The organism is Kitasatospora sp. NPDC023120 (assembly GCF_055560835.1).
Genome location: NZ_JBVHHY010000047.1, coordinates 14,751 through 41,061, shown reverse-complemented (window position 1 = coordinate 41,061; position 26,311 = coordinate 14,751). Strand labels below are relative to the sequence as shown.

At 72.0% G+C, this 26,311-nt stretch carries 18 protein-coding genes; 5 read left to right on the top strand and 13 right to left on the bottom strand.

Annotated features, from left to right (window positions below; translation table 11 throughout):
- Positions 1 to 310 precede the first annotated feature (310 nt).
- The 9 genes from ACZ3TI_RS38410 to eccD form a co-directional block, all read right to left on the bottom strand.
- Positions 311 to 1,996, bottom strand: a complete 1,686-nt coding sequence (locus ACZ3TI_RS38410; protein WP_465734804.1) for a ribonuclease J — start codon at positions 1,994 to 1,996, stop codon at positions 311 to 313.
- A gap of 170 nt (positions 1,997 to 2,166) precedes the next feature.
- Complete coding sequence (dapA, locus tag ACZ3TI_RS38405) at positions 2,167 to 3,066, bottom strand: 4-hydroxy-tetrahydrodipicolinate synthase (RefSeq protein WP_465734802.1); 900 nt, start codon at positions 3,064 to 3,066, stop codon at positions 2,167 to 2,169.
- Positions 3,067 to 3,293: 227 nt separating this feature from the next.
- A complete protein-coding gene (thyX, locus tag ACZ3TI_RS38400; protein WP_465734800.1) occupies positions 3,294 to 4,025 on the bottom strand; it encodes an FAD-dependent thymidylate synthase in 732 nt (243 codons plus the stop codon).
- Positions 4,022 to 4,480, bottom strand: a complete 459-nt coding sequence (locus ACZ3TI_RS38395; RefSeq protein WP_465734798.1) for a tetratricopeptide repeat protein — start codon at positions 4,478 to 4,480, stop codon at positions 4,022 to 4,024. The genes thyX and ACZ3TI_RS38395 overlap by 4 nt, the downstream gene beginning before the upstream one ends.
- A 43-nt stretch (positions 4,481 to 4,523) precedes the next feature.
- Entirely contained in the window at positions 4,524 to 5,270 is a 747-nt protein-coding gene (dapB, locus tag ACZ3TI_RS38390) for a 4-hydroxy-tetrahydrodipicolinate reductase (RefSeq protein ID WP_465734796.1), read from the bottom strand.
- Positions 5,271 to 5,283: 13 nt separating this feature from the next.
- A complete protein-coding gene (locus ACZ3TI_RS38385; protein ID WP_465734794.1) occupies positions 5,284 to 6,636 on the bottom strand; it encodes a M16 family metallopeptidase in 1,353 nt (450 codons plus the stop codon).
- Positions 6,637 to 6,756: 120 nt separating this feature from the next.
- Positions 6,757 to 8,964, bottom strand: a complete 2,208-nt coding sequence (locus tag ACZ3TI_RS38380; protein ID WP_465734792.1) for a polyribonucleotide nucleotidyltransferase — start codon at positions 8,962 to 8,964, stop codon at positions 6,757 to 6,759.
- 458 nt (positions 8,965 to 9,422) lie between these two features.
- Complete coding sequence (rpsO, locus tag ACZ3TI_RS38375; RefSeq protein WP_465734790.1) at positions 9,423 to 9,713, bottom strand: 30S ribosomal protein S15; 291 nt, start codon at positions 9,711 to 9,713, stop codon at positions 9,423 to 9,425.
- A gap of 186 nt (positions 9,714 to 9,899) precedes the next feature.
- The gene (eccD, locus tag ACZ3TI_RS38370; protein ID WP_465734788.1) at positions 9,900 to 11,360 is read right to left on the bottom strand and encodes a type VII secretion integral membrane protein EccD; all 1,461 of its coding nucleotides are present in this window, start codon (positions 11,358 to 11,360) and stop codon (positions 9,900 to 9,902) included.
- A gap of 313 nt (positions 11,361 to 11,673) precedes the next feature.
- Here eccD and eccCa point away from each other — a divergent pair, with 313 nt between their 5' ends.
- Together eccCa and ACZ3TI_RS38360 are read left to right on the top strand one after the other, a co-directional pair.
- Positions 11,674 to 15,615, top strand: coding sequence for a type VII secretion protein EccCa (gene eccCa, locus ACZ3TI_RS38365; protein WP_465734786.1), 3,942 nt, complete (start codon positions 11,674 to 11,676; stop codon positions 15,613 to 15,615).
- Positions 15,616 to 16,097: 482 nt separating this feature from the next.
- A complete protein-coding gene (locus ACZ3TI_RS38360) occupies positions 16,098 to 17,501 on the top strand; it encodes an APC family permease (protein ID WP_465734784.1) in 1,404 nt (467 codons plus the stop codon).
- Between the two features lie 145 nt (positions 17,502 to 17,646).
- On the opposite strand, the gene ACZ3TI_RS38355 is transcribed toward ACZ3TI_RS38360, so the two are convergent.
- The 4 genes from ACZ3TI_RS38355 to eccB form a co-directional block, all read right to left on the bottom strand.
- Positions 17,647 to 18,933: a S8 family serine peptidase gene (locus ACZ3TI_RS38355; RefSeq protein WP_465734782.1), complete on the bottom strand. Its 1,287-nt coding sequence runs from the start codon at positions 18,931 to 18,933 to the stop codon at positions 17,647 to 17,649.
- 85 nt (positions 18,934 to 19,018) lie between these two features.
- A complete protein-coding gene (locus tag ACZ3TI_RS38350; RefSeq protein WP_465734779.1) occupies positions 19,019 to 19,312 on the bottom strand; it encodes a WXG100 family type VII secretion target in 294 nt (97 codons plus the stop codon).
- Positions 19,313 to 19,414: 102 nt separating this feature from the next.
- Positions 19,415 to 19,720: a WXG100 family type VII secretion target gene (locus ACZ3TI_RS38345; protein ID WP_465734777.1), complete on the bottom strand. Its 306-nt coding sequence runs from the start codon at positions 19,718 to 19,720 to the stop codon at positions 19,415 to 19,417.
- Positions 19,721 to 19,902: 182 nt separating this feature from the next.
- Positions 19,903 to 21,603 carry a type VII secretion protein EccB gene (eccB, locus tag ACZ3TI_RS38340; RefSeq protein WP_465734775.1) on the bottom strand — a complete coding sequence of 567 codons (1,701 nt, stop codon included), beginning with the start codon at positions 21,601 to 21,603 and terminating at the stop codon, positions 19,903 to 19,905.
- A gap of 185 nt (positions 21,604 to 21,788) precedes the next feature.
- On the opposite strand from eccB, the gene eccE reads away from it, so the two are divergent.
- From eccE to ACZ3TI_RS38325, 3 genes are all read left to right on the top strand, one after another.
- Positions 21,789 to 23,195 carry a type VII secretion protein EccE gene (gene eccE / locus ACZ3TI_RS38335; protein WP_465734774.1) on the top strand — a complete coding sequence of 469 codons (1,407 nt, stop codon included), beginning with the start codon at positions 21,789 to 21,791 and terminating at the stop codon, positions 23,193 to 23,195.
- A complete protein-coding gene (locus tag ACZ3TI_RS38330; RefSeq protein ID WP_465734772.1) occupies positions 23,195 to 23,962 on the top strand; it encodes a hypothetical protein in 768 nt (255 codons plus the stop codon). Before eccE ends, ACZ3TI_RS38330 begins: the two co-directional genes overlap by 1 nt.
- A gap of 131 nt (positions 23,963 to 24,093) precedes the next feature.
- Positions 24,094 to 26,283 (top strand): MinD/ParA family ATP-binding protein, encoded by a 2,190-nt coding sequence (locus ACZ3TI_RS38325; RefSeq protein ID WP_465734770.1) that lies wholly within the window; start codon positions 24,094 to 24,096, stop codon positions 26,281 to 26,283.
- Positions 26,284 to 26,311: the final 28 nt, after the last annotated feature.

The following is a 26,311-nucleotide window of genomic DNA, read 5'->3' as shown; positions in this document are numbered from 1 at the left end:
CGGACGCTTCCTTCGGACCGCCTTCCAGCGGACCCTCCGGGCTTCGTTCTTTCGTGTTTCCAGCTTATCAGATGTTTTCCGCTCCGTTTTCCGGAGCCTCATTCATCGAATCGGCTTTTGCCTTTCGGCGCTCCCGAACTCTAGCAGAGTTTCTCGGTCCGTTTTCCCCGGTAGTTCTCGAATTAAGATTCGAGCCCGTTCCGAGGGGCCGTCCCGTGGGGCAACCCGGAGAACATTACGCACCGGGCCGCCCCACGTCAAACCAGCCACAGGCCGGCGACAGGCCAGCCGAGGCCGGGACGGACGAGGGTCAGACCTCGACCACGACCGGCAGGATCATCGGCCGGCGGCGGTAGTTGTCCGCGACCCACTTGCCGATGGTCCGACGGACCAGCTGCTGCACCTGGCGGGGCTCCAGCACGCCGTCGCTCGCCGAGCGGTCCAGGGCCTCCTGAAGCTTCGCGACCACGGGGACGAACGCGCTGTCGTCGATGCCGGAGCCGCGCGCCTGGATGGTCGGGCCGCCGATGATCTTGCCGTTGGTCGAGTCGACCGCGACGAAGACCGAGATGAAGCCCTCCTCGCCGAGGATCTTGCGGTCCTTGAGCGAGGCCTCGGTGATGTCGCCGACCGAGGCGCCGTCCACGTAGACGTACCCGGCCCGCACCTTGCCGACGATCCGGGCGACGCCGCCCTCGAGGTCGACGCAGACGCCGTCCTCGGCGATGACCACGCGGTTGCGCGGCACGCCGGTGGCGATGCCCAGCTCGGCGGCCGCACGCAGATGGCGCCACTCGCCGTGAACCGGCATCAGGTTGCGCGGCTTGCAGATGTTGAAGAAGTAGAGCAGCTCGCCGGCCGAGGCGTGGCCGGAGACGTGCACCTTGGCGTTGCCCTTGTGGACGACCTTGGCGCCCCAGCGGGTCAGGCCGTTGATCACCCGGTAGACGGCGTTCTCGTTGCCCGGGATCAGGGAGGACGCCAGGACGACGGTGTCGCCCTCGACGATGCGGATCTGGTGGTCGCGGTTGGCCATCCGGGACAGCGCGGCCATCGGCTCGCCCTGCGAGCCGGTGCAGATCAGCACGACCTCCTTCTCCGGGAGGTCGTCCAGCTGCTTGACGTCCACGATCAGGTTGCCGGGGACCTTCAGGTAGCCGAGGTCGCGGGCGATGCCCATGTTGCGGACCATCGAGCGGCCGACGAAGGCGACCTTCCGGCCGTACTCGTGCGCGGCGTCCAGGACCTGCTGGATGCGGTGCACGTGGCTCGCGAAGGAGGCGACGATGATGCGCCGGTCGGCGTTCGCGAAAACGTTTCGCAGCGCGGCCGAGATGTCCCGCTCGTGCGGGATGAAGCCGGGGACCTCGGCGTTGGTGGAGTCCACCAGCAGCAGGTCCATGCCCTCCTCCGCCAGCTTGGCGAAGGTCGGCAGGTCGGTCAGGCGACCGTCGAGCGGCAGCTGGTCCATCTTGAAGTCACCGGTGGCCACGACCATCCCGGCGGGGGTGCGGACGGCCACGGCGAGGGCGTCCGGGATGGAGTGGTTGACCGCGATGAACTCGCAGTCGAAGGGACCGATGCGCTCGCGCTGGCCCTCCTTGACCTCCAGCACGTACGGGCGGATCCGGTGCTCGGCGAGCTTGGCCTCGATCAGGGCCAGGGTCAGCTTCGAGCCGATCAGCGGGATGTCCGGGTTCTCCCGCAGGAGGAACGGGACGGCGCCGATGTGGTCCTCGTGCCCGTGGGTGAGGACGATGCCGTCGACCTTGTCGAGGCGGTCCCGGATGTAGCTGAAGTCCGGGAGGATCAGGTCGACGCCGGGCTGCTCGTCCTCGGGGAAGAGGACACCGCAGTCGACGATCAGGATGCGGTCCCCGTATTCGAAGACCGTCATGTTGCGGCCGATCTCGCCGAGGCCGCCGAGCGGAGTGATACGGAGGGCGCCCTCCTTCAGGGCCGGAGGCGCGCCGAGTTCGGGGTGCGGGTGGCTCAAAAGACTCTCCTCACGACGCACGCCATATGCCCGGGGTCCTCCCCCTGGAGACATATGGCGTGCGTACTCAGTGTCGTTTTCCTACTGGGTCGGTACTCTCGCGCCTTCGGTCCGGTCCAGCGGCAGACCCGGGAGGGTCCGGCGAGCCGGGGCGCGCACGTCTGTGTCTGCTACAGGTGTACCCCGCCTGCGGCGAGATCCTGCTTCAATTGCGCGATCTCCTCGGGCGTCGCGCCGACCAGCGGCAGTCGCAGCGGTCCGGCGGGCAGCCCCTGGAGCTCCAGGGCGGCCTTGGTGAGGATTACGCCCTGCGTGCGGAACATACCGCTGAACACCGGCAGCAGGCGCTGGTGGATGCTGGTGGCCTTCACCACATCTCCCGCCAGGTAGGCATCGATCATCGCGCGCAGCTCGCCCGCCACGACGTGCCCCACGACGCTGACCACGCCGGCGGCCCCGACGGACAGCAGCGGCAGATTGAGGACGTCGTCGCCGGAGTACCAGGCCAGGTCGGAGCGGGCGATCGCCCAGGCCGCGGCGCCGAGGTCGCCCTTGGCGTCCTTGTTGGCGACGATCCGCGGGTGCTCGCCGAGGCGGACCAGCGTCTCGTGGCTCAGCGCCACCCCGCTACGGCCCGGGATGTCGTACAGCATGACCGGCAGCTCGGTCGCGTCGGCGAGGGCGACGGTGTGCCGGTACAGACCCTCCTGCGGGGGCTTGCTGTAGTACGGCGTGACGGACAGCAGGCCGTGCGCCCCGGCGGCCTGCGCCTGCCGGGCCAGCTCGATGCTGTGGTGGGTGTCGTTGGTGCCGACGCCGGCCACCACGTGGGCGCGGTCCCCGACCGCCTCCACCACGGCGCTGACCAGTCGGGCCTTCTCGGCGTCGCTGGTGGTCGGGGACTCACCGGTGGTGCCGTTGACGACGAGGCCGTCGTTCCCGGAGTCGACGAGGTGCGTGGCGAGGCGCTGGGCGCCGTCGAGGTCGAGTCCGCCGTCGGCGGTGAACGGGGTCACCATCGCGGTCAGGACCCGGCCGAACGGCGTCTGGGGGGTGGAGGTCGGAGCCATGCGTCCAAAGCTACTCGTAGGCGGTGGGCCGGTATCCACACCGGTCCAGGGTTCGGACAGGGGCGGCGGCGCCGAGCGGCGGAAACAGGCGGTGGGATGGGACTCCGGTGCTGCCCGCTCGGGGGTTCAGGCAGCACCGGAATCCGTGTTCACGAATGTAGGGAGCGGCTAGAAAAGCCGCAATCCAGACATGCCAGACACTCTGCCCATATGCCTGTCGTCCCAGGTCAGGGGGCGACTCGACCGTGCTTCTCGAAGGCCGCATGGGTGAGCGGCATGAGCTGCGCCCACTGCTCTTCCATCTGCTCGGCGACCATCTCGATCTCGCGCTGCGGGAAGGATGGCACCGCCGAGTTCTCCCGCTTGGTCCGCAGCGACAGGAAGTGCATCAGCGAGCGCGAGTTGCAGGTCGCGTACATCGAGGAGAACAGGCCGACCGGCAGCACCGCGCGGGCCACCTCGCGGGCCACGCCGGCCGCCAGCATCTCCTGGTAGCGGGCGTAGGACTCGCGGTACGCGGCCTCCATCGCCTCGGTGGTGGTCTTGTGCTGCTCGGGCGTGCCCTCGGTGAACTCGTACTTGCCCGGGCGGCCCTCCTGGACCAGCTTGCGGTCCTCGGCCGGGACGTAGAAGACCGGCTCCAGCTCGCGGTAGCGGCCCGACTCCTCGTTGTACGACCAGCCGCTGCGGTGCCGGTGGAACTCCCGGAACACGAAGATCGGCGCGCTGATGAAGAAGGTCATCGAGTTGTGCTCGAAGGGCGTGCCGTGCCGGTCGCGCATCAGGAAGTTGATCAGGCCCTTGGACTTCTCCGGGTCCTGCGAGAGTGCCTCCAGGGACTGCTCCCCCGCGGTCGAGACGCGGGCCGCCCAGATGACGTCCGAGTCGGCGGCGGCGCTGCGGACCAGCTCCACCGTCACGTCGCTGCGGAAGCTGGGGGCCGTCGGTTCGTCGCTCACGCGTTACTCCTTGCGGGTTCGGTGCTGTGCAGCTTGATGGCGTGCTGCATGGTCTTGCGGGCGCGCGGGGTGTCGCCGGCGTCGGCGTAGGCCACGGCGAGGCGGAACCAGACCCGCCAGTCGCCCGGCGCGTCCTGCGCCTCGGTCTGACGGCGGGCGAACACCGCGTCGGCCGAGGCCCGGTCGATCCGCCCGCCGGTGGTGCGCTTCAGCTCGTCCACCGGCAGGCCGCCCTCGGCCTCCAGCTCACGGGCGAGCCGCTCGCTGTCCCGTCCGAAGCGGACGGTCTGGCGCAGGAACCAGACGCCGATCAGCGGGATCACGAAGGCGCACAGGCCGATGCCGATGCCCAGCGGCTTGCCGGTGGCGATCAGCTGGACGCCCTCCCCCACGCAGAGCAGGGCGACCAGCAGCAGCACGCCGGACAGGACGAAGAAGCCGGTACGGGAGGTCATGACGCGCTCCTGGAGATCGGCACGGTCGACACGTTGGGCACGGTCACAGGTCCAGGAAGTGTTCGAGGCCGAAGGTCAGCCCCGGCGTCTCGACGACCTTGCGCACGCCCAGCAGGATGCCCGGCATGAAGCTGCTGTGGTGCAGCGAGTCGTGCCGGATGGTGAGCGTCTCGCCGGTGTCGCCGAACATCACCTGCTGGTGGGCGAGCAGCCCGCGCAGCCGGACGGCGTGGACCGGCACCCCGTCCACGTCGGCGCCGCGGGCGCCGGGCAGGCTGTGGGTGGTCGGGTCCTGCTGCGGCGGGCGGCCGGCCTCGGCACGGGCGGCGGCGATCAGCTGCGCGGTGCGGGTGGCGGTGCCGCTGGGGGCGTCGGCCTTGCGGTCGTGGTGCAGCTCGACCACCTCGACCGACTCGAAGTACTTCGCCGCCATCTGGGAGAACTTCATGCCGAGGATCGCGCCGATGGAGAAGTTCGGCGCGATCAGCAGGCCGAGCTCCGGGGCCCGGTCCAGCCAGCCGCGGACGGTGGCGAGCCGCTCGTCCGTCCAGCCGGTGGTGCCGGTGACCACGTGGATGCCGTGGTGCAGGCAGTAGTCGAGGTTGCCCATCACCGAGTCCGGGTGGGTCAGCTCGACGGCGACCTGCGCCCCGGCCTCGGTCAGCTCCTCCGGCTTCGACCCGCGGCCGAGGGTGGCGACCAGTTCCAGGTCCGGCGCGGCCTCGACGGCCTTGACCGCCTCGGAGCCGATCCGCCCCTTGGCGCCGATCACGGCGACACGCAGCGTCATAGCGAAAGTCCTCTCACACCAGCAGGTCGGCGAGCTTGGCGGCCCGCTTGTCGTTGATCGGGCCGATCAGCGCCAGCGACGGCCGGTACGCGCCCAGCACATCACGGGCCACCGTGTGGACGTCCTCCAGGGTCACCGCCGCGATCCGGTCGAGCATGTCGTCCACCGACAGGTGGTGCCCGTAGCTGAGCTCGGCCTTGCCGATCCGGTTCATCAGCGAGCCGGTGTCCTCCATGCCGAGCACGGTGGAGCCGGAGATCTGCCCGATCGCGCGCTGCAGCTCCTCCTCGGTGATGCCGTCGGCGACCACCTTGGCCAGCTCGGCGCGGCAGATCCGCAGCACCTCCTCGACCCGCTTGGGCTGGCAGCCGGCGTAGATGCCGAACAGGCCGCTGTCCGCGTAGGACGAGGAGTACGAGTAGACCGAGTACGCCAGGCCGCGCTTCTCGCGCACCTCCTGGAACAGCCGGGAGCTCATCCCGCCGCCCAGGGCCGCGTTGAGCACGCCCATCGCCCAGCGGCGCTCGTCGTGCCGCGGCACGCCGGGCACGCCCAGCACCAGGTGGGCCTGCTCGGTGGACCGGTTGAGCACCTCGACCTTGCCGGCCGTACGCAGCGCCTTGACGCCGCGGCGGGCTTCCGCGGGGGCTGCGGCGGAGCGGGCCAGCACCGGGGCGAAAGCCTGCTCGACCTGCTTGACCACCTTGCGGTGGTCGAGGTTGCCGGCCGCGGCGACGACCAGGTTCTCGGGCCGGTAGCGCCGGTGGTAGAAGCCGGCGATCTGGTCCCGGGTGAGCGTCCTGATGGTCTCCTGGGTGCCGAGGATCGGGCGGCCGAGCGGGCCGGTGCCGTAGATCACCTTGGCGAACAGGTCGTGCACCACGTCGCCCGGGTCGTCCTCGGCCATCGCCATCTCCTCGAGGATGACGCCGCGCTCGGCCTCCACGTCCTCGGTGCGGATCAGCGAGCCGGTGAGCATGTCGCAGACCACGTCGATGGCCAGCGGCAGGTCGCTGTCCAGGACCCGGGCGTAGTAGCAGGTGTTCTCCTTCGCGGTGAAGGCGTTCATCTCGCCGCCGACCGCGTCCAGGGCCGCCGAGATGTCCAGCGCGCTGCGCCGCTCGGTGCCCTTGAAGAGCAGGTGCTCCAGGTAGTGGGTGGCGCCGTTGAGCAGCGGGGTCTCGTCCCGCGAGCCGACGCCGACCCAGATGCCGAAGGTCGCGGAGCGCACCGTCGGCAGGGTCTCGGTGACGACCCGCAGGCCGCCGGGGAGGACGGTGCGGCGCACCGTGCCGGCGCCGTCGACGCCCTTGAGCAGGGTCCGGGTGCTGCCGGGACGCTGCTTTACCGCCGGGGCCTGGGCCACGGGGGGTACCTCCAGAGGAAACGCACGTGGCGGAAGGCCCGTACGGACGAAAGCGTGGACAACGGGGTGCGGCCCGCACGCCTCGAGGCGTACGGGCCGCAGGGGTCAGCTAGCGGCGCTTCACTCGGAAGCGGCCTCGCCGCCCTCTTCGCCCTCGATGACCGGGATCAGGGAGAGCTTGCCGCGCGGGTCGATCTCGGCGATCTCGACCTGGACCTTGGCGCCGACGCCGAGGACGTCCTCGACGTTCTCGACGCGCTTGCCGCCGGCCAGCTTGCGGATCTGCGAGATGTGCAGCAGGCCGTCCTTGCCCGGCATGAGCGAGACGAACGCACCGAAGGTCGTGGTCTTGACCACGGTGCCCAGGTAGCGCTCGCCGACCTCCGGCATGGTCGGGTTGGCGATCTGGTTGATCGTGGTGCGGGCGGCCTCGGCGGCCGGACCGTCGGCGGCACCGATGTAGATGGTGCCGTCGTCCTCGATCGTGATCTCGGCGCCGGTGTCCTCCTGGATCTGGTTGATCATCTTGCCCTTGGGGCCGATGACCTCACCGATCTTGTCCACCGGGATCTTGATGGTGATGATGCGCGGCGCGTTCGGGGACATCTCGTCCGGGGAGTCGATGGCCTCGTTCATCACGTCGAGGATGTGCAGGCGGGCGTCCTTGGCCTGCTTCAGCGCGGCGGCGAGCACCGACGCCGGGATGCCGTTCAGCTTGGTGTCCAGCTGGAGGGCGGTGATGAAGTTGCGGGTACCGGCGACCTTGAAGTCCATGTCGCCGTACGCGTCCTCGGCGCCGAGGATGTCGGTCAGCGTGACGAAGTGGGTCTCGCCGTCGATCTCCTGGGAGATCAGGCCCATCGCGATGCCGGCGACGGCGGCCTTCAGCGGCACACCGGCGTTCAGCAGCGACATGGTCGAGGCGCAGACCGAGCCCATCGAGGTGGAGCCGTTGGAGCCGAGCGCCTCGGAGACCTGGCGGATGGCGTACGGGAACTCCTCGCGGGAGGGCAGCACGGGCAGGATGGCCCGCTCGGCCAGCGCGCCGTGGCCGATCTCGCGGCGCTTGGGCGAGCCCACGCGGCCGGTCTCGCCGACGGAGTACGGCGGGAAGTTGTAGTTGTGCATGTAGCGGCGACGCGTCTCCGGGGAGAGCGTGTCCAGCTGCTGCTCCATGCGCAGCATGTTCAGCGTGGTGACACCCAGGATCTGGGTCTCGCCGCGCTCGAACAGGGCCGAGCCGTGCACCCGCGGGATGGCCTCGACCTCGGCGGCCAGGGTGCGGATGTCGGTGACGCCGCGGCCGTCGATGCGGACCTTGTCCTTGATGACGCGCTCGCGGACGATCTTCTTGGTCAGCGCGTTGTAGGCGGCGCTGATCTCCTTCTCGCGGCCCTCGAACTCGGGGAGCAGCTTCTCCGCGGCCAGCGCCTTGACGCGGTCCAGCTCGTTGTTGCGCTCCTGCTTGCCCGGGATGGTGAGGGCCTGGGCGAGCTCGTCCTTGACGGCGGCGGTCAGCGCGGCGAGGACGTCGTCCTGGTAGTCCAGGAAGACCGGGAACTCGCCGGTCGGCTTCGCGGCCTGGGCGGCCAGCTGCGACTGCGCGGCGCAGAGGACCTTGATGAACGGCTTGGCGGCCTCGAGGCCGGAGGCCACGACCTCCTCGGTCGGCGCCTCGGCGCCGCCCTCGACCAGCTTGATGGTCTTGTCGGTGGCCTCGGCCTCGACCATCATGATCGCGACGTCGCCGTCCGGCAGGACGCGACCGGCGACGACCATGTCGAAGACGGCCGACTCCAGCTCGCTGTGGGTCGGGAAGGCCACCCACTGGCCGTTGATCAGCGCGACGCGAACGCCACCGATCGGGCCGGAGAACGGCAGGCCGGCCAGCTGGGTGGAGGCGGAGGCGGCGTTGATCGCGACCACGTCGTACAGGTGGTCGGGGTTGAGCGCCATCACGGTGACGACGACCTGGACCTCGTTGCGCAGGCCCTTGACGAAGGACGGGCGCAGCGGGCGGTCGATCAGGCGGCAGGTGAGGATCGCGTCCTCGGAGGGCCGGCCCTCGCGACGGAAGAACGAGCCGGGGATGCGGCCCGCGGCGTACATCCGCTCCTCGACGTCCACGGTCAGCGGGAAGAAGTCGAAGTGCTCCTTCGGCTGCTTGGACGCGCTGGTGGCCGACAGCACCATGGTGTCGTCGTCCAGGTAGGCCACGGCGGAGCCGGCGGCCTGACGGGCCAGACGGCCGGTCTCGAAGCGGATGGTACGGGTGCCGAAGGAACCGTTGTCGATCACGGCCTCGGCGTAGAACACGTTCTCTTCCACCTGGAAGATCTCCTCTTTCGTACGTCTCCGGGAGAGCGTCCCCGCGCGCTGTCTGGGGTTGGCCCTAGGGTCCTCCCTGCCAGGGAGGACGGGCAGTCGGGCCGGTCTTCGATCGAAGCCTCCGGGGTGCCCCGCTCGGTCTGCGGGGGTTCCGGCGGCCACTACCGAGGACCGGCGCCTCACGGCTGCCGGGCCGGACGGGCGGTCCGCGTCTGGACGCTCTCTCGGATGCGGGCGGCTTCCGTTTGAAGCCTTCGTCCCGCGGGGGGTTCGGGTCTGTCTGCCCGGGTGGCGCGCTGGTGCGCCATCACCCGGCATGCCCACAACCCTACGGTGCAATCCTCGGGCACCCGGGGAGGTGCGCGCGAGTTGTTATGTCCGGGCGCCGCGGCCCGACGGCCGCGGCATACGCGCGAAGGGCGGCTCCCCGGTGTGGGGAGCCGCCCCGAGCGGCGGTCTTAGCGGGCGCCGCCGGCGGCACCGCGGCGGATGCCCAGGCGGTCGACGAGCGTACGGAAGCGCTCGATGTCCTTCTTGGCCAGGTACTGCAGCAGGCGGCGGCGCTGGCCGACCAGGATCAGCAGGCCGCGACGCGAGTGGTGGTCGTGCTTGTGCATCTTGAGGTGCTCGGTCAGGTCCGAGATGCGGCGGGAGAGCATGGCGACCTGGACCTCGGGGGAGCCGGTGTCGCCCTCCTTCTGGCCGAACTCGGCGATGATCTGCTTCTTGACGTCAGGGGCGAGAGCCACTGCAACTCCTTCGGGGTCTACCGAGCGGTCCTGGTCGACAACACAGGACTCATCGAGAACTCGGTGTCGCGAGCGCGGCCGGCGCTCTGTAGCCCACGGAGGGCGACGGACACACGGCTGCGCTCGAAGGCCAAGCGTAGCAGTGCCGCCCACCCGGCCGGTCGGCGGGCCCGGAAGAGGTGCGGGTCAGCCGGTGGCGCCGCGGACCAGCCGGTAGATGTTCAGGACGGCGAGCGCCAGCGGGACGAGCGAGATCAGGGTGAGGCTGTCGACCAGGTCCAGGATGCGCCCCCAGAACGGGGAGACGCCGAGCCGGGGCACCACCAGCGCGATCGCGACCAGCAGCGCGGCGCCGAAGGCGATGGAGACCGCGAGCCAGATCGTGCGCAGGTCGAGCTGGGTGGTGGAGCCGGACACCCGCAGGAAGAACTGCGGGGTGTGCAGGGACAGCCCGACGATCAGCAGGCACAGGCCGAGCAGACCGGCCACGGTGAGGCTGAGGACCTGCGCGGTGTAGCGGAACAGCCGGGCGCGCAGCATGGTGGCCAGGCTCAGGGCGAGCGCGAGCAGTTCGGGGGTGGTCCGGTCGGCGAAGCCGAGCACGGCGCAGGCGCCCACCACGACCGCCGCGCAGCCGCCGACCAGGCCGACCAGCACCTCGTGGCCGCGGCGGGCCTGGTGCGCGATCTTCTCGTACTGGACGGCCTCGGCGCGCTCGGCCTCCTCGTCGTAGTCGCGGCTGCGGGTGCGGGTCTGGCCGGGGGCGCTGAAGCCGACCGGCAGCCGGGCGAAGCGGGCGGAGAGGCTGGGCAGGAAGCCGACGGCGGCGATGGCGGCGACACCGGTGACGGCGGCGATGTGCCCGGCCGGGGTCGCGGGCATCAGCACGGCGGCGAAGGTGGCGAGCGCGCCGGCGGTGGCGACCAGGGCGGCGGCGACGAACACCGCGTCCTTCTCCGGCAGCAGGCCGACCAGCAGCACGGCGACCACCAGGACGGCGACGCAGCCCGCCAGGAACTGCAGCCGGCCGGGGCCGTCCCACGGGTGGGCGACGGCGATGATGCCGCTGCCGCCGATCATGGCGTGCGGCAGCGCGCCGAGGCCGAGGGCCAGGGCGGCGTGGGCGTCCTGGTAGACCCGGGCGCGCACGCCGGCCAGTGCGGTGAGCACGACGGCGGCGACGCCGGCCAGGATGCCGGGCAGGCCGTGCATGTCGTGGCGCAGGTCGGAGAACCAGAGCGCGAAGCCGAGCAGGGTGAGCAGCACCCCGGCGCCGATCAGGCCGAAGCCGCGCATCAGCTCGGCGGTCCAGAACCGGCGGTCGGCCTCGACGGCGCTGGCGATGGCGTCGGCGACGTCGTCGTACACGGCGGGCGGGAGGGACTCGGCGAAGGGGCGCAGCGCGAGCAGGTCGCCGTCGCGGACCTGCTGGGCGGCCAGTGGCAGGCCGCTGTCGAGGACGGTGCCGTCGCGGCGGACCAGGTGGAAGCCGGTGGGGGTGCCCTCCGGCTGGCTCTGGTTGGCCAGGCGCAGCACCTCGGGGTAGACGTCGGCGAGCGGGACGTCCTCGGGCAGGGCGACGTCGATCCGGCGGTCCGGGGCGACGACCGTCACCCGGCAGTAGCCGGTAGCGGCAGCACTGGTCATGCCCGCACCTCGTTCCTTCGACGCACTTGGCGCTCCCCCTTGTTGACGGTGCCGAGGCACGGCGGCGCTCGGTGTGGCTGTGGAACCGGCCCGACCGGGCCGCGAGTTGGCGCGGCGTTACCCTACCCGTTCGCCTGGTGACCGGGGCCTGGCGGGCGGCGCGGGGCCGACCGTTAGGATCGGCGCCTGCGCAAAGGTACGGGGGCTGCGCTGTGTGGGGCGTCCTCAGCCGCCGGATTCCCGTACGGACCATACGCAGTCGCGTGAGGGCTGATGCCGAAGTGATCGATCGACGCCACGGGGTGGATGACACATGGGTGTGATCACGGTCAAGCGACCGGCCAGGGCCTATCCGCCCACCGTGCCGGACGAGCCGGTGGAGCTGGTGAGCCCGCCCGAACTGCCCCGGCAGGGCGGCGAGGACTGGCTGATGAGCATCCTGCCGATGCTCGGCATGGGCGGATCGGCGGTGTTCTTCTTCTCGCCCGGCGCGGCCGCCCCGATGAAGATCATGGGCGTTCTGATGATCGTCTCGACGGTCGGCATGGCACTGGCCCAGATCGTGCGGGCCCGCAAGGGCGGCTCCACCGCGATGGCGGACGAGCGGCGCGACTACCTCAAGTACCTGCAGCAGACGCGCCGCCAGGTGCGCCGCACCGCGGAGCGCCAGCGCGGCGCGCTGCTGTTCCTGAACCCGGCGCCGGACCAGCTGTGGTCGATCGTCGAGGACGGCCGGCGGCTGTGGGAGCGGCGCACCGGGGACGGCGACTTCGCGCAGATCCGGGTGGGCCTCGGGCCGGTGCAGCTGTCCACCCCGCTGGTGGCGCCGCAGACCGCGCCGATGGACGAGCTGGAGCCGCTGTCGGCGGCCGCCATGCACTCCTTCCTGAAGGCGCACGGCACCCTGCAGGACCTGCCGCTGGCGGTGTCGCTGCGGGCCTTCTACCACATCACGGTGTGCGGGGACCCGGACTCGGTGTACGGCAACGTGCGCGCGATGATCGCCCAGTTGACCACCCTGCACTCGCCGGACGACCTGATGGTGGCGGTCGCGGCGGCGCCCGGCGCGGCCGAGGAGTGGGAGTGGACCAAGTGGCTCCCGCACAACCAGCACCGCAAGGAGGCCGACGGCGCGGGCTCGCGCCGGCTGTTCGCCCCCGACCTGGGTGACCTGGAGCACCTGCTGCAGGACGAGCTGGCCGGGCGTCAGCGCTTCGTCCGGGACGCGTCGCCGGCGGCGGACCAGCCGCACCTGGTGGTCGTCATGGACGGTGCCGGGGTGCCGCACGACTCACTGCTGGCGAGCCCGGAGGGCGTGCAGGGCGTGACGGTCATCGAGGTGGTCCCGGGCGAGGTGGACGAGCCCAGCGGGCACCTGATGGTGACGGTCAACTCCGAGGAGCTGGTGCTGCGTTCGGCCTCCGGCGCGACCTACACCGGCAAGCCGGACCTGCTCTCGGTGTGGCAGTCCGAGGCGCTGGCGCGGCAGTTGGCGCCGTACCGGATCTCGGCCGGCGGGGACGACGAGCCGCTGCTTTCCAACCTGGACTTCACCGACATGATGAGCTCGGGCGACCCGGGCTCCTTCGACGTGAACCGCAGCTGGCGCCAGCGCGCCCAGCACGAGCGGATGCGGGTGCCGATCGGCGTCGGCGCCAACGGCGAGCACGTCTACCTGGACATCAAGGAGGCCGCGCTGGAGGGCATGGGCCCGCACGGCCTGTGCGTGGGCGCGACCGGCTCCGGCAAGTCGGAGCTGCTGCGCACCCTGGTGCTGGCGCTGGCGATGACGCACTCCTCGGAGATCCTCAACTTCGTCCTCGCCGACTTCAAGGGCGGTGCGACCTTCTCCGGCATGGCCGACATGCCGCACACCTCCGCGGTGATCACCAACCTGGAGGGCGAGCTCACCCTGGTCGACCGCATGCGCGACGCGATCGAGGGCGAGCTGCACCGCCGCCAGGAGCTGCTGCGCTCGGCGGGCAACTACGCCAACATCCACGAGTACGAGCGCGCCCGGGCGGCCGGTGCGGCGCTGGACCCGCTGCCCTCGCTGGTACTGATCATCGACGAGTTCTCCGAGCTGCTCACCGCCAAGCCGGACTTCATCGAGATGTTCATCCAGATCGGCCGGATCGGCCGGTCGCTCGGCGTGCACCTGCTGCTGGCCTCGCAGCGCCTGGAGGAGGGCAAGCTGCGCGGCCTGGACACCTACCTCTCCTACCGGATCGGTCTGCGCACCTTCTCCGCCGCCGAGTCGCGCGCGGCGATCGGCGTGCCGGACGCGTACCACCTCCCGCCGGTGCCGGGTGTCGGCTACCTCAAGTTCGGCGAGGACGTGATGGACCGGTTCAAGGCCGCCTACGTCTCCGGGCCGTACCGGGCGCCGGGGCAGCAGCGGTCGACCGGCGGGCGGCGGGTCGCCGCGCGCCCGGTGGAGTTCACCGCGGCCTTCGTGGACCTGCCGGACCCGGTGGAGGAGGAGGCGCCGGCGGCACCGGAGCAGGACGACGCGCTGGTGGACACCGTGCTGGACGTGTTCGTCCAGCGGATGGCCGGCCAGGGCCCGGCCGCGCACCAGGTGTGGCTGCCGCCGCTGGAGGAGGCGCCGAGCATGGACCACCTGCTGCCTCCGCTGCAGGTCGTGCCGGAGCGCGGGCTGACCGCCCCCGGCTACCCGGCGGGCCGGCTGCGGGTGCCGATCGGCATCGTGGACAAGCCGCGCGAGCAGAAGACGGACATCCTGGAGGTCGACTACGCGGGGGCGGCCGGCCACGGCCTGATCGTGGGCGGCCCGCGCTCGGGCAAGTCGACCGTGGTGCGCACCGCGGTGGCCTCGTTCGCGCTCACCCACACCCCGCGCGAGGTGCAGTTCTACCTGCTGGACTTCGGCGCAGGCAGCTTCCAGTCGCTGGCCGGGCTGCCGCACGTCGGCGGGGTGGCCGGGCGCCTGGACGTGGACAAGGTGCGCCGGATGGTCTCCGAGGTGCACGGGGTGATGAACCGGCGCGAGGAACTGTTCCGGGTCGCCGGGATCGACACCATCGGCACCTACCGGGCCCGCCGGGCGGCCGGGCAGCTTCCGGACGAGGCCTTCGGCGACGTCTTCCTGGTGATCGACGGCTGGAACACCTTCAAGCAGGAGTTCGAGGGCCTGGAGCCGGTGATCGGCGACATCGCCCAGCGCGGCCTCGGCTACGGCGTCCACCTGATGATCACCGCGGCCCGGTACGCGGAGGTCCGCCCGGCGCTGAAGGACCTGCTGCAGAACCGCACCGAGCTGAAGCTCGGCGACGCGATGGAGTCCGAGGTGGACCGCCGGGTGGCGCAGAACGTCCCGCCGCTGGCCGGGCGCGGCGTCACCCCGGAGCGGCTGCACTTCCTGTCCGGCCTGCCCCGGCTGGACGGCTCCTCCGGCGTCGACGACCTGCAGGAGGGCGTGGCCGGGCTGGTCGGCGCGATCGACGGCGCCTGGAGCGGGCCGCGCGCCCCGCAGGTGCGGATGCTGCCGGCCGTCCTGGACGGGCACTCGCTGCCGAAGGGCTTCGAGCACCCGGAGCGCGGCGTGTCCTTCGGCGTGGACGAGGCGGAGCTGGCACCGGTCTTCGTCAACTTCGAGACCGACCCGCTGTTCATCGTCTTCGGTGACACCGAGTCCGGTAAGTCGGCGGTGCTGCGGATGCTGATCAAGCAGATCACCGAGCGTTACACGCCGGAGCAGGCGGGCATCGTGGTCGGCGACTACCGGCGCGCGCTGCTGGGCACGGTGCCGCCGGAGTACCTGGTGGAGTACGCCGCCGCGCAGCCGGCCATGTCGGCCGTCGTGGACATGCTGCGCGGGGCCTGCTCCCGCCGCCTGCCGGGCCCGGACGTGACCGCCGAGCAGCTGCGCAACCGCAGCTGGTACAGCGGCAAGGACATGTTCGTGATCGTCGACGACTACGAGCTGGTCGCCACCGGCTCGGGCAACCCGCTGGCGCCGCTGGCCGAGTTCCTGCCGTTCGCCCGGGACATCGGCCTGCGGGTGATCGTGGCCCGCAGCGCGGGTGGCGCGGGACGCTCGCTGTACGAGCCGGTGCTGCAGCGGATGCGCGAGCTGGGCGGCCAGGGCGTGATCCTCTCCGGCAACCGGGACGAGGGCGCGCTGCTGGGCACGGTCAAGCCGCAGGCGCTGCCGCCGGGCCGCGGTGTGTACGTGTCGCGCCGCGCGACCAACGGGCAGATGGTCCAGACGGGCTGGCTGCCGGTGGCATGACCGCCGGCCCGGCCGGGCCGGTTGTCACGGATCGTGATCGAAGGGGTCGGACTCACCGGAGTCCGGCCCCTTCGGCGTCCCAGGTGCTGAAACGTTACCTAGATCTTTCCGCGCGGGTGCTGCGGTTCCCGTACCCGGTCGGGGAGTTGCGGCGCCGTTTCGGGGGCGCCTGGGCGTGCCGCCATCCGAGTCGACACCCGCCTTTGAATGTCAGGCTGCAACGTTCTGTTTACCTTGGATTCAAGCGCTCTGGAGCCAAGGTAACAAGTCGGACATACGACGCAATGACCGAACGTGATCATCGAACCGCATGTTTATGCCCTTGGTCGCAACGGATTCCGAAGCAGTTCCGACGTTGACGCGGTCAATACGCCCAAGGTTCCATTGCGGCCCGGGAGCGACCGGACCAGAACCCGAGCAGCCAGCCATCGGAGGCGATACCGCTCCCTCTCCAGGACCGCACAGAGCCGATCGGAAGCCACATGACCGACACGCTTCGCCCGCCACAGACCGTAGCCGCCACGGCGGCCGAGGCGGCAGCGCCCCAGCAGCTCAAGCGCTCGATCGGCGTCGTGGGCGGCACCCTGCTCACGCTGTCCTGCGTCACCCCGGCGTCGACGCTCTTCGTGATCGTGCCGGAGCTGTTCTCCAGCATCGGCAGCGCCACCGCCCTCGCCATCGCCATCGGCACCGTGCTCTGCGTCGCCGTCGCCTTCTGCTACTCCGAGCTCGGCACCCTGATCCCCAGCGCCGGCGGCGAGTACGCGATGGTCGGCACCCTGGCCGGGCGGCTGATGGGCTGGCTGGTGTTCGTGCTCTCGCTGATCGTGGTGATGATCGTCCCCTCGGTCATCGCGCTCGGCACCGCCGACTACCTCGCACCCGTGATGCACCTCGACAAGGCCATGACCGGCGCCGCCGTGATGCTCGCCGCCACCCTGGCCGGCCTGCTCGACCTGCGCGCCAACGCCTGGATCACCGGCATCTTCCTGGTGCTGGAGGTCATCGCGGCCGGCGTGGTCTCGGTGCTCGGCTTCTCGCACGCCAACGCCGACGCCCCCAGCCTGCTGCACGGCGTGGTCGCCGGGGACGGCGGCGCCACCACCACGGTGAGCGTGGGCGCCATCGTCGGCGCGCTCGGCATCGCCCTCTTCATCACCCAGGGCTTCTCCACCGCGGTCTACCTGTCCGAGGAGCTGGAGAACCCCCGCCGCAACGTCTCGCGCACCGTGCTGTGGACGCTCGGCATCTCCGCCGCCGTCATCCTGATCCCGGTCGTCGCCATCACCGTGGGCGCCCCGGACCTGCAGACCCTGACCTCCGGCGACATCTCCGGCATGGTCACCGCCTGGAGCAACTCCGCGGTCGGCACCTTCATCAGCCTGTGCGTCGCGCTGGCCATCATCAACGCCGGCATCGTCATGGTCATCCAGAACTCCCGGGTGCTGTTCGCCTCCGCCCGTGACAAGGCCTGGCCGGCGCCGGTCAACAAGGCCTTCGCCACCCTCGGCCGCTTCGGCTCCCCCTGGATCGCCACCCTGGCCGTCGGCCTGCCCGGCGCCGCGCTCTGCTTCGTCAAGGGCGAGCTGCTGAGCAACATCACCGGCGTCGCCGTCACCGGGATGTACCTGCTGGTCGCGGTCGCCGCGCTGCTCTCCCGCCGCGCCCACCACAAGCACGCCCCCGCCTGGCGGATGCCGCTGTGGCCGGCCGTCCCGGTCGTCCTGATCGCCGTCCTGGTCTACGTGATGACCCAGCTGGACACCGAGCCCCTGCTGTGGACCGGCGGCATCACCGCCGCCGCCACCCTCTACTGGCTGTTCTACCTGCGTCCCCGGCAGGACACCCGCTGGGTGATCACCCTCCCCGAGGACCAGCAGGACTGACCCCCACCCCTCCCCCACACCCCCACAAGACGGTGCCCCGGGCCTCCCCCAGCCCGGGGCACCGCCGTGTCCGCGTGCGGTGGGCGGGCGGCGGTGTTACAGCCGCCGCGGAGGAGTTTCCGGGACGTCCGGATGGACCGGCGGGTCAGTCCGCGGACTTGCGACGCTGGTCGCGCAGCACCACGCCGCCGCCGATCAGCAGGGCGACCAGCAGCGCGCCGACGGCGAGGACGTACGTCGCGGTGCGGCCGTCGCGGTCGGCCTGGGTCTCGCCGAGGCCCACCGGCCGCGGCACGATCGGCGCGGCGGCGAGCTGCACCGGGGCGTCCGGGGTGGCGGTCAGCGGTGCGACGTCGGGGGCCTTGGTCACGGCCTTGACCGGGTCCACCACGCCCCAGCCGACGAAGACGTCCGGGTCGCGCTGGGTGCGCTGGGCGGTCTGCTCGATCCAGGCCCGCACCTGGGCAGGCTTCCAGTTCGGGTGGGCGCCGACCAGCAGCGCGGCGAGCCCGGAGACGTACGGGGCGGCGAAGCTGGTGCCGTTGTCCACGCACTGCCCGCTCCCGGGCACGGTGGACAGCATGTCGACGCCGGGCGCGGCGACCTTCACGAAGGAGCCGTACTGGGAGAACGGCGCGCGCTCGTTGTTGCGGTCGGAGGCGCCGACGGCCAGCACGGTCGGGAAGGCGCCCGGGTAGGTGTCGCCCTCCTTGCCGTCGTTGCCGGTGGAGGCGACCACCACGGAACCGGCGAGCTCGGCGGCCTCGATCTCGGCCTTCAGCTCCAGGTAGCCGCCGAAGCGGGCGTCGCCGGCGCCGCGCACGTCCTGGGAGATGTTGATGACCTTGGCCTTGGCCGCCACCGCCTCGTGGATGGCCTTCACGAGCGTGGCGACGTCGCCGTTGCCGTCGCTGTCGTTCTGCCGGATCGAGAGGATCTGGGCGTCGGGGGCCAGTCCGACGAAGCCGGTCCGGTCGCTCCTGCGGGCCGCGATGATGCCGGCCACCTTGGTGCCGTGACCCACCGGGTCCTCGTAGGACTTGCCCGGGATCGGCTCCTTGGTCTCCCGGTTGACCAGCAGGTTGGAGCCCTCCTGGACCTTGTCGACCAGCTGCGGGCCGCTGTCCGTGGCCGGCACCTGCCCGGCCAGCTGCGGGTTGTTCCGGTCGACCCCGGTGTCGATGACCGCGACCTTCACGCCCCTGCCCGTGGTGCGCCCGCCCTGCCACAGCTCGTCCAGCAGCAGCCGCTGCAGCGACCACGGCACGGTCTGCACGTCGGGCGCGTTCTTGGGGCAGTCGCCCGCGGCGGCCAGCCCCGGCCCGCCGTCGGCGTGCGCCGGGGCGGCGAGCGGGCCGCCCAGCACCGCGAGCGCGGCCAGTGCCGCGGCCGTCTTCCGGTACCCGCGTCCGGCCACCCTGCCACCCCTCATGTCGTCCGTCCGTGCCGCGCGCCGAAGGGCGGGTGCCCGGAGTCCGGGTACCCGCCCCCTGTCGTTCCCGTTCGGGAACGCCTGGTCAGGCGTGCCAGAGCTTCGCGTTGTTGTCCTCGGTGGTGCGGTAGCTCTGCGCGGCGCTCTCCAGCGAGGACGCGATCTGGTTGCAGGTCGTGTGCAGGTCGCTGGCGGCCGAGTCCCACTTGACCTGCTGGGCGTGGTAGCCCTCCTGGGCCTTGCCCTGCCAGCTCTGGGCGATCTGGGTGACGTCCTTCTTCAGGTCGCTGAGCATCTGCTCGATGCGGCCGGCCGCGGCCTTGACCTCTTCGGCGGCGTGGTGGACGGTCTCGAAGTTGACGAGAATGTGGTCGGACACGTTGTCTCCCTTGACGAGGGGGCGGAGCGTCCCGCGATCAGTGGCGGACACCCCGCCGAACGGCGGTTCGGAACAGACCGGTGATCAGCGCGGATGCGGCGATCAGCCCTGGGTGTTGGCGAACATCGCCTTCTGCTCTTCCTCGGTGGTCGCGTAGTGCTTGGTGGTCTGCTCGATCGCGTGCTTGATCGCGGAGAGCGACTCCTTGAGCTTCGCGATGTCCCCGTTGACCTGGGTCTGCAGGCTCTTGTAGGCGTTCGCCGCCTGACCCTGCCAGCCACTGGTGACACCTTCGACCGTGCTGATGAGCTTGACCCGCTCAGCCTCGATCTTGCCGATGGCCTGCTCGATCTTGTTGGCGAAAGCCAGCATCTCCTGAGCAGTCATCGTGAACTGACCCTGAGCCATGCTCCACCGTCCCCCATGAGACAACATTGCGTGTACGGAGGGCTCCCGAGGGCCCGACCGCCGCATCACCCGTGTGATGCCCAGCAGCACTGTAGTCGGCACACGCAGCTCACCCAACACCGAACACTGAGTAGTTACCAGACCATGACACTGCGGCCAATTCCGTTGCCGGGCTTGGCCGGTCAGGCGTTCTGCGGCTGGGCGGCGCTCTTCGCGGTCAGCGGCGGGCCGGCCGGGACCAGGTCCGACCACTCGTGCGGCACCGGCAGCGGCTGCAGTCCGGAGTAGCCCAACCGGGCCTGGTTGCCGCCGACTTCCTCCTGCTGCTGGCCCGGCTGCTGGCCGCCCTGCTGGTCCGGTGCCCCCGGGTTCGGGGTGCTCGGCTGCGGGGTCGGCACCTTCGGGGCGCCGCTCTGCCCGGGCTGCCCGCCCGGCGCGGGGGTCGCGCCGCGCCCGCCGTCGCCGTTCGCCGGGACGGCGTAGCGCAGCCCGGTCTCGGTGATCAGGAAGTCGGTGCCGGAGCCGCCGGTGGTGTTGTTCAGCGCCCGGTAGAACAGGCCGTGACCCGGGGTCACGTACGCGGCGCCAGCGCCGTTGTTGTACTGCGCCGGGTACGAAGTCCCGGCCCAGACACTGCGCTTGGGCGTCTTGCCGTCCTCCGCGACGCCGTCGAAGGTGCTGCACACGACCAGCCGGGCGTCCTGGCGGTCCTGCCAGTTGTTCACCGGCGCACCGGACTTCAGCGGCCAGTCGGGCGCGGTGCCCGGCAGTGGGGTCTCGCTGACGTTCTGCGAGTGGTCCAGCGGCGTCATCTCGTCGCTGCGCGGCTTCTTGTCCTGGTCGTACTTGTAGAGCATCTGGAACGCCGGGTTCTGCCGGATCAGCTCCGCCTGGAACGGGGTCACCAGGAAGAGCCGGTCCTTGCCGACCACGTAGTGGCGGTCCTGGTAGTGCACCAGTCGGCCGATCCTGCGGTCGGCGGCGTTCCCCAGCCCCACGTTGGAGTTGGGGTTCTGGCTGTCCACCGCCCCGTCGACCTGCGGGAAGGTGATCGGGGTGCCGTTCACCAGGGTGTCCAGCCAGTCCCGCTTGACCCGCTGCGGCACCGCGTTGGGCCCGAAGACCGCGGTGATCAGCGCCCTGCGCTCCTTCTCGTCCGACTGCGGGGAGCCGATCTCGTGCTTGCGGCCCTGAGCGTCCACCAGGTAGGTCTTCGCGCCCGGCGCGGCCTGCTGACCGGGCGCCGGCGCCGCGGAGACCTGCTGCTCGTCCGCCTGCTGCACCAGCATCAGCTGGTCCGGGCCGAGCATCCGGTCCTTCGCCGCCAGCGCGGCCGCGTCCGGACCGGACGCCACGAACACCGCCTGGTTGACGGTCTCCCGCTTCTCGTCCGAGCCCGGGCGGTCGCAGACCGCCCACTTCATCGACTGGCTCGCGTTGTCCTTCGTCGGCAACTTGTCCGGCGCGTACGGGATGCCGATGGTCGGACCGTGGTTGGGGTACCGGTCGAGCACCCCGTCGTCGACCACCACGACCTTGGCGTCGACGGGCAGCACCAGCCGCGCCGAGGACATGTTGAGCACCTGGTGCAGCCGCTTGGTCTTGCCGTCCGGATCGGTCAGCACCACGTACCGGGTGGTCGACTGCTTGCCCTGGATGATGTTCTTGCCGTCGTCCCACTTCAGCGGCGCACTGGGCTTGAACACCCCCCAGACCCCGAACCCCGCCACCGCCACCGCGCCGACCAGGATGCTCGGCAGCACCGCCTTCACCGGACGCGGCGCGTCCTCGTCGCTGCCGCCGCCGGCGGGCAGCAGGAAGGCGCCCACCGTTCGCTTGCGGGCGAAGGTGTACGCGTTGAGCTCGTCCCGGCGCGATGCCATCCTCGTCGTCCCCCTAGTCAGACGTTGTCGGACGTTGTCAGACCGACCTGCCTCTGGTCCACCCGCCGGGCGCGAACCGGCACGAACCCTCTACGATGCGGCAGCAGACGGTGAGTACGGTACGGGTACGGTCCGCGAACCAGCCAGCCGGGCCGCGACAACGGATCAGAGAGGGCCACCGGGGGATGCCAAGCCAGACCGCTCCAGGACGCCGCCGCAGCGCGGGCGGTGGGAGGTCGCGCCGGTCCGGCCGGGCGCAGCGCGGCGGCCCGCCCGCCGAGACGGGGACGGGCCTGCCGCAGCCGAACACCGGTGGCGGCGGCGCCGTCCAGGTGCGGGTCAATCCCCGACCGGGGTTGCTCGGCGGCCGGTTGAAGCTGCAGCAGCTCGTCCTGGTCGAGGTCGCCGTCGCGCTGGTCGCGGTCGGCTGGACGATCAGCCGCCCGGTCGCGGCCGGCTTCGGCGCGGTCGCGCTGGTGCTGCTCGTCCTCGCGGTCGTCCCGCTGCGCGGCCGGACCATCCCCGAGCTGCTGCAGGTCCGCTCCGCCCTCAAGTCCCGCCGCAAGCAGGCCCGTACGCTGCTGCCGCCGGCCGGCACCGACCCGGCCCTGGCACCGGCGCTGGAGCTCGAACCGGGGCTGCGCACCTGCACCCACGCCACCGAGGCCGAGTTCGGCGGCCGCCCCGTCCGCCGGGAGACCGGCATGGTCGGCGACGGCACCTTCCTCAGCTCGGTGCTGCTCGTCCAGGCCAAGGACCAGCCGCTGCGCCCGGTGCGCACCGCACTGCCGCTGCCGCTGGACGTCATCTGCTCGGCGCTCACGGTGGACGACATCACCCTGGAGTCGGTGCAGCTGGTCCAGCACACCCAGCCCGCCCCGGCCCCACACCTGCCAGAGCAGTCGCTGGCCGCCCGCGCCTACCGCGAGCTGCCGGACGGCACCTCCACCCCCGGGCTGCGGCTGACCTGGGTCGCCCTCAAGCTCGACCCGGAGCGCGCGGCGACCGCCGTCCGCGCCCGCGGCGGCGGCGAGGAGGGCGCCCGCAAGGCGCTGCAGCGGGTGACCGACCAGCTCGCCGGGCGGCTCAACAGCGCCGGGTTCAACGCGACCGTGCTGGACGAGCGCGAGCTGATCGCCGCGCTGGCCATCTCCACCTGCGCCAACCCGATCGCGGTGGCCGGCCGGCAGGGCACCGGCAGCGGCGGCGGCACCACCCGCCGCACCCAGGAGGGCAACCGGTTCTGGCGGATCGACGACCGCTGGCACACCACCTACTGGGTCTCCCGCTGGCCGCAGCTCGGCCGCCCCGGCGGCGCCCCCGGCCGGATCGGCGCCCCGGACCTGGTCAACCTGATCACCGGCTCCCCGGCCCTCGCCAGCACCTTCAGCCTGACCGCCGGCCACGGCACCGGCGGCTCGGTGACCGTCAGCGGGCACCTGCGGGTGACCGGGCGCAGCGAGAGCGAGGTCGGCCAGGTCGGCCGCCAGGTGGAGACCCGGGCACAGAGCGCCGGCCTCGGCCTCGTCCGGCTCGACCTGGAGCAGGCCCCCGGCATGCTCGCCACCCTGCCGCTGGGAGGAGCGTCCTGATGGCCTACCAGACCTATCCCGCCCTCGGCCCGCAGCCCGGCGCCGAGCGGCGCCGGGTCCGGCCGCGGATCCTGCCCGGCTTCGGACTGCGCGGCCCGCGCCGGGAGAAGCACGTGCTCGAACCGGCCGACCTCGCCGCGCTGTCCTTCCCGGTCGGCGACGACGGCGTGGTCATCGGCGTCGACCCGCAGGGGCTGCCCGCCGTGCTCGGCCTCTTCCGCCCCAGCGCGTACGACCTGGTGCTGGTCGGCGGCATGTGGACGGCGCAGGTCATCGCGCTGCGGGCGGCCGCGATCGGCGCCCGGGTCGCGGTGGAGACCGCCCGCGGACAGCTGTGGGGCCCGATGGCCCAGGCCGCCGGCGGCGGACAGCCGTGCGTGACGATCCACCAGGTCGGCCGGCTCGGCCCGCAGGGCGCCTCGGTGGCCTCGCCGGTCCTGGTGGTGCGCGACCTCGGCGCCCGCCCGCCGCGCAGCCGGCTCTCCGCCGCGCCCTGGCAGACCACCCTGACGCTGCTGCCCTACCTGGGCCCGAACGCCGCCCGGGTGCTCAACGCCGCCGACCTGGTCGGCGTGCAGCGGATCTCCCCGCAGGAGGCGGAGCTGACGGGCCGGGTGCTGTCGCTCCCGCCGGAGGACGTGGCCACGCTGCCCACCCTCGGCGACGACCTCACCCTGTGGGCGACCCGGATGCGGCGTCAGTACGTACGGGCCGTGGCCGGACAGGCCGAACAGCAGGTGCTCGGCGGCCCGCGCCGGATGGACTGAGCAGCGGCTCGCCGCACCAGGCGGGCCGCCGCGGAACCGAAGCCGCCTTCAACAGGGGTAGCCGTACGGCCTAGTCTGTGATGCGGCAACGGCACCGCTGAACAAGCGGCGGCGAACACGAGGGAGCCAGAGTGAGCAGCGATCGGGACGGCGTCTACGTCGGCGACAACGCGGCAGAGGACGACGACGACTGGTCGGACGCGCCTGACTACACTCCCCCGTCCTGGTACGTGCAGACGGAGGGGCCGGCGGGCGCGTCAGCCACTCCGGCTGCCGCTCCGGCGGGCGGATCGGCCGACGCGCCGCCCGCCGCGCCTGCGCCGACGCCCGCGCCCGTACCTGCGCCCGCCGCCGAGGAGGCTGCGGCTGCCCCGGCTCCGGTACCGCACCAGGCCCAGGCTCCGGTCACCGCTCCGGCTCCGGCTCCGACCGCGGTTCCCCCGGCCGAGGCCGCACCGGCCGCCGTACCGGCAGCCGTCCCGGCGCCCGTGCCCGTCGCGCCGGTGCCCCCGGTGCCGCCGGTCCAGGCCGAGGCGCAGCACGTCCCGTTCCCGATGGCGTCCCCGGCGCCCTCCCCCGCTCCTGCCCCTGCGCCGACCCCCGCCCCTGCCCCCGTCGCCGAGCAGCCGCAGCCCGCCGCTCCGGCCTGGCCGACGGCGGAGGCCCTCGCGCAGCCGTCCGCGCCGCAGCCGTACCCGGCGGCCCCGACGCCCGCCGCGAGCGCCCAGCCCGGGCAGCCCGTCCCGCCGCAGGCCTACCCGCAGCCGGTCCCGCCGCAGGCCCCGCAGGGCGCGCAGACGCCGCAGGACCAGCAGGCGGCGTGGGACCCGCAGGCCGCGTGGGCTGCCCAGCAGGCGGCGGGGCAGTCACAGCAGGCCCCGGCACCGCAGCAGCAGCCCGGTCCGGTGGACCCGCGTCAGGGCGGCTGGCCGCAGCCCGCCGCCTACCAGCCGCAGGCCGCGCAGCCGCAGCCCGGTCAGCCGCAGCCGGGACAGCCCGTCCAGCCGCAGCAGCCGGGCCCCGCGCAGCCCTGGCAGCAGCAGCCGGCTCCGCAGCCCGCCGCGTTCCAGCAGGCCGCCGCCCCGCAGCAGACCGCGCACGGCGCGCCGCTCGGCTACACCGCCGCCGTCGAGCTGTCCTCGGACCGGCTGCTGCGCAGCCAGCCCAAGCAGCAGCGCCAGCAGCCGCGGTTCCAGTTCGGCGGCAAGGCCGCGGCGGCCGAGAAGGCCCGCAAGCTGGAGATCATCCGCACCCCGGTGCTGAGCTGCTACCGGATCGCCGTGATCAGCCTCAAGGGCGGGGTCGGCAAGACCACGACCACCACCGCGCTCGGCGCGACCCTGGCCAGCGAGCGCCAGGACAAGGTGATCGCGATCGACGCCAACCCGGACGCCGGCACCCTGGGCCGCCGGGTGAAGCGCCAGACCGGCGCGACCATCCGCGACCTGGTGACGGCCATCCCGCACCTGCGCAGCTACATGGACATCCGTCAGTTCACCTCGCAGGACCTGCACTCGGGCCTGGAGATCCTGGCGAACGACGTCGACCCGGCGGTCTCCACGACCTTCAACGACTCGGACTACCGCCAGGTCATCGACGTGCTGGGCCGCCAGTACCCGATCATCCTGACCGACTCGGGAACCGGTCTGCTGTACAGCGCGATGCGCGGGGTGCTGGACCTGGCGGACCAGCTGATCATCGTCTCCACCCCCAGCGTGGACGGTGCCTCCAGCGCCTCGACCACCCTGGACTGGCTCTCCGCGCACGGCTACGCGGACCTGGTGCAGCGCAGCATCACTGTGGTCTCCGGGGTGCGCGAGACCAGCAAGATGATCAAGGTCGAGGACATCGTCGCCCACTTCCAGACCCGCTGCCGCGGCGTGGTCGTGGTGCCGTTCGACGAGAGCCTGGCGGCGGGCGCCGAGGTCAACCTCGACATGATGCGGCCCAAGGTCCGCGAGGCGTACTTCGAGCTGGCCACCCTGGTCGGCGAGGACATCGTCCGGGCCCAGCAGGCCGCCGCACAGCAGGCCGCCTGGCAGCAGCCGCAGGCGCCCGCCCCCCAGCCGCAGCCCTACCAGGGCCAGGCGCAGGCCCCGCAGCCCGCTCCCGGCGCACCGTGGGCGCCGCAGCCCGGCCAGGTCCCGCCGCCCCCGCCTGGGTACGGCTACCCGCAGCCACAGCAGGGCACTCCACGGCCGGGCTACGACTACGACTGCTACCCACCCGCCCAGGGCCAGCCGCCGGCGCCCGCCCCGGACGGCTACCAGCCCCCGCCGCCCGGCTACGGCTACCCGCCGCAGGCGCCCCCGCAGCAGTGACGGCACGGGAAGGGCCCGCCGACCAGCA

Bases quoted from the DNA above. Each gene is read 5' to 3' on its own strand.
- ACZ3TI_RS38355 (WP_465734782.1), bottom strand. From the start codon at position 18,933: ATGAGGGGTGGCAGGGTGGCCGGACGCGGGTACCGGAAGACGGCCGCG.
- eccB (WP_465734775.1), bottom strand. From the start codon at position 21,603: ATGGCATCGCGCCGGGACGAGCTCAACGCGTACACCTTCGCCCGCAAG.
- ACZ3TI_RS38360 (WP_465734784.1), top strand. From the start codon at position 16,098: ATGACCGACACGCTTCGCCCGCCACAGACCGTAGCCGCCACGGCGGCC.
- eccE (WP_465734774.1), top strand. From the start codon at position 21,789: ATGCCAAGCCAGACCGCTCCAGGACGCCGCCGCAGCGCGGGCGGTGGG.
- eccCa (WP_465734786.1), top strand. From the start codon at position 11,674: ATGGGTGTGATCACGGTCAAGCGACCGGCCAGGGCCTATCCGCCCACC.
- dapA (WP_465734802.1), bottom strand. From the start codon at position 3,066: ATGGCTCCGACCTCCACCCCCCAGACGCCGTTCGGCCGGGTCCTGACC.
- ACZ3TI_RS38330 (WP_465734772.1), top strand. From the start codon at position 23,195: ATGGCCTACCAGACCTATCCCGCCCTCGGCCCGCAGCCCGGCGCCGAG.
- ACZ3TI_RS38395 (WP_465734798.1), bottom strand. From the start codon at position 4,480: ATGACCTCCCGTACCGGCTTCTTCGTCCTGTCCGGCGTGCTGCTGCTG.
- dapB (WP_465734796.1), bottom strand. From the start codon at position 5,270: ATGACGCTGCGTGTCGCCGTGATCGGCGCCAAGGGGCGGATCGGCTCC.
- eccD (WP_465734788.1), bottom strand. From the start codon at position 11,360: ATGACCAGTGCTGCCGCTACCGGCTACTGCCGGGTGACGGTCGTCGCC.
- ACZ3TI_RS38345 (WP_465734777.1), bottom strand. From the start codon at position 19,720: ATGGCTCAGGGTCAGTTCACGATGACTGCTCAGGAGATGCTGGCTTTC.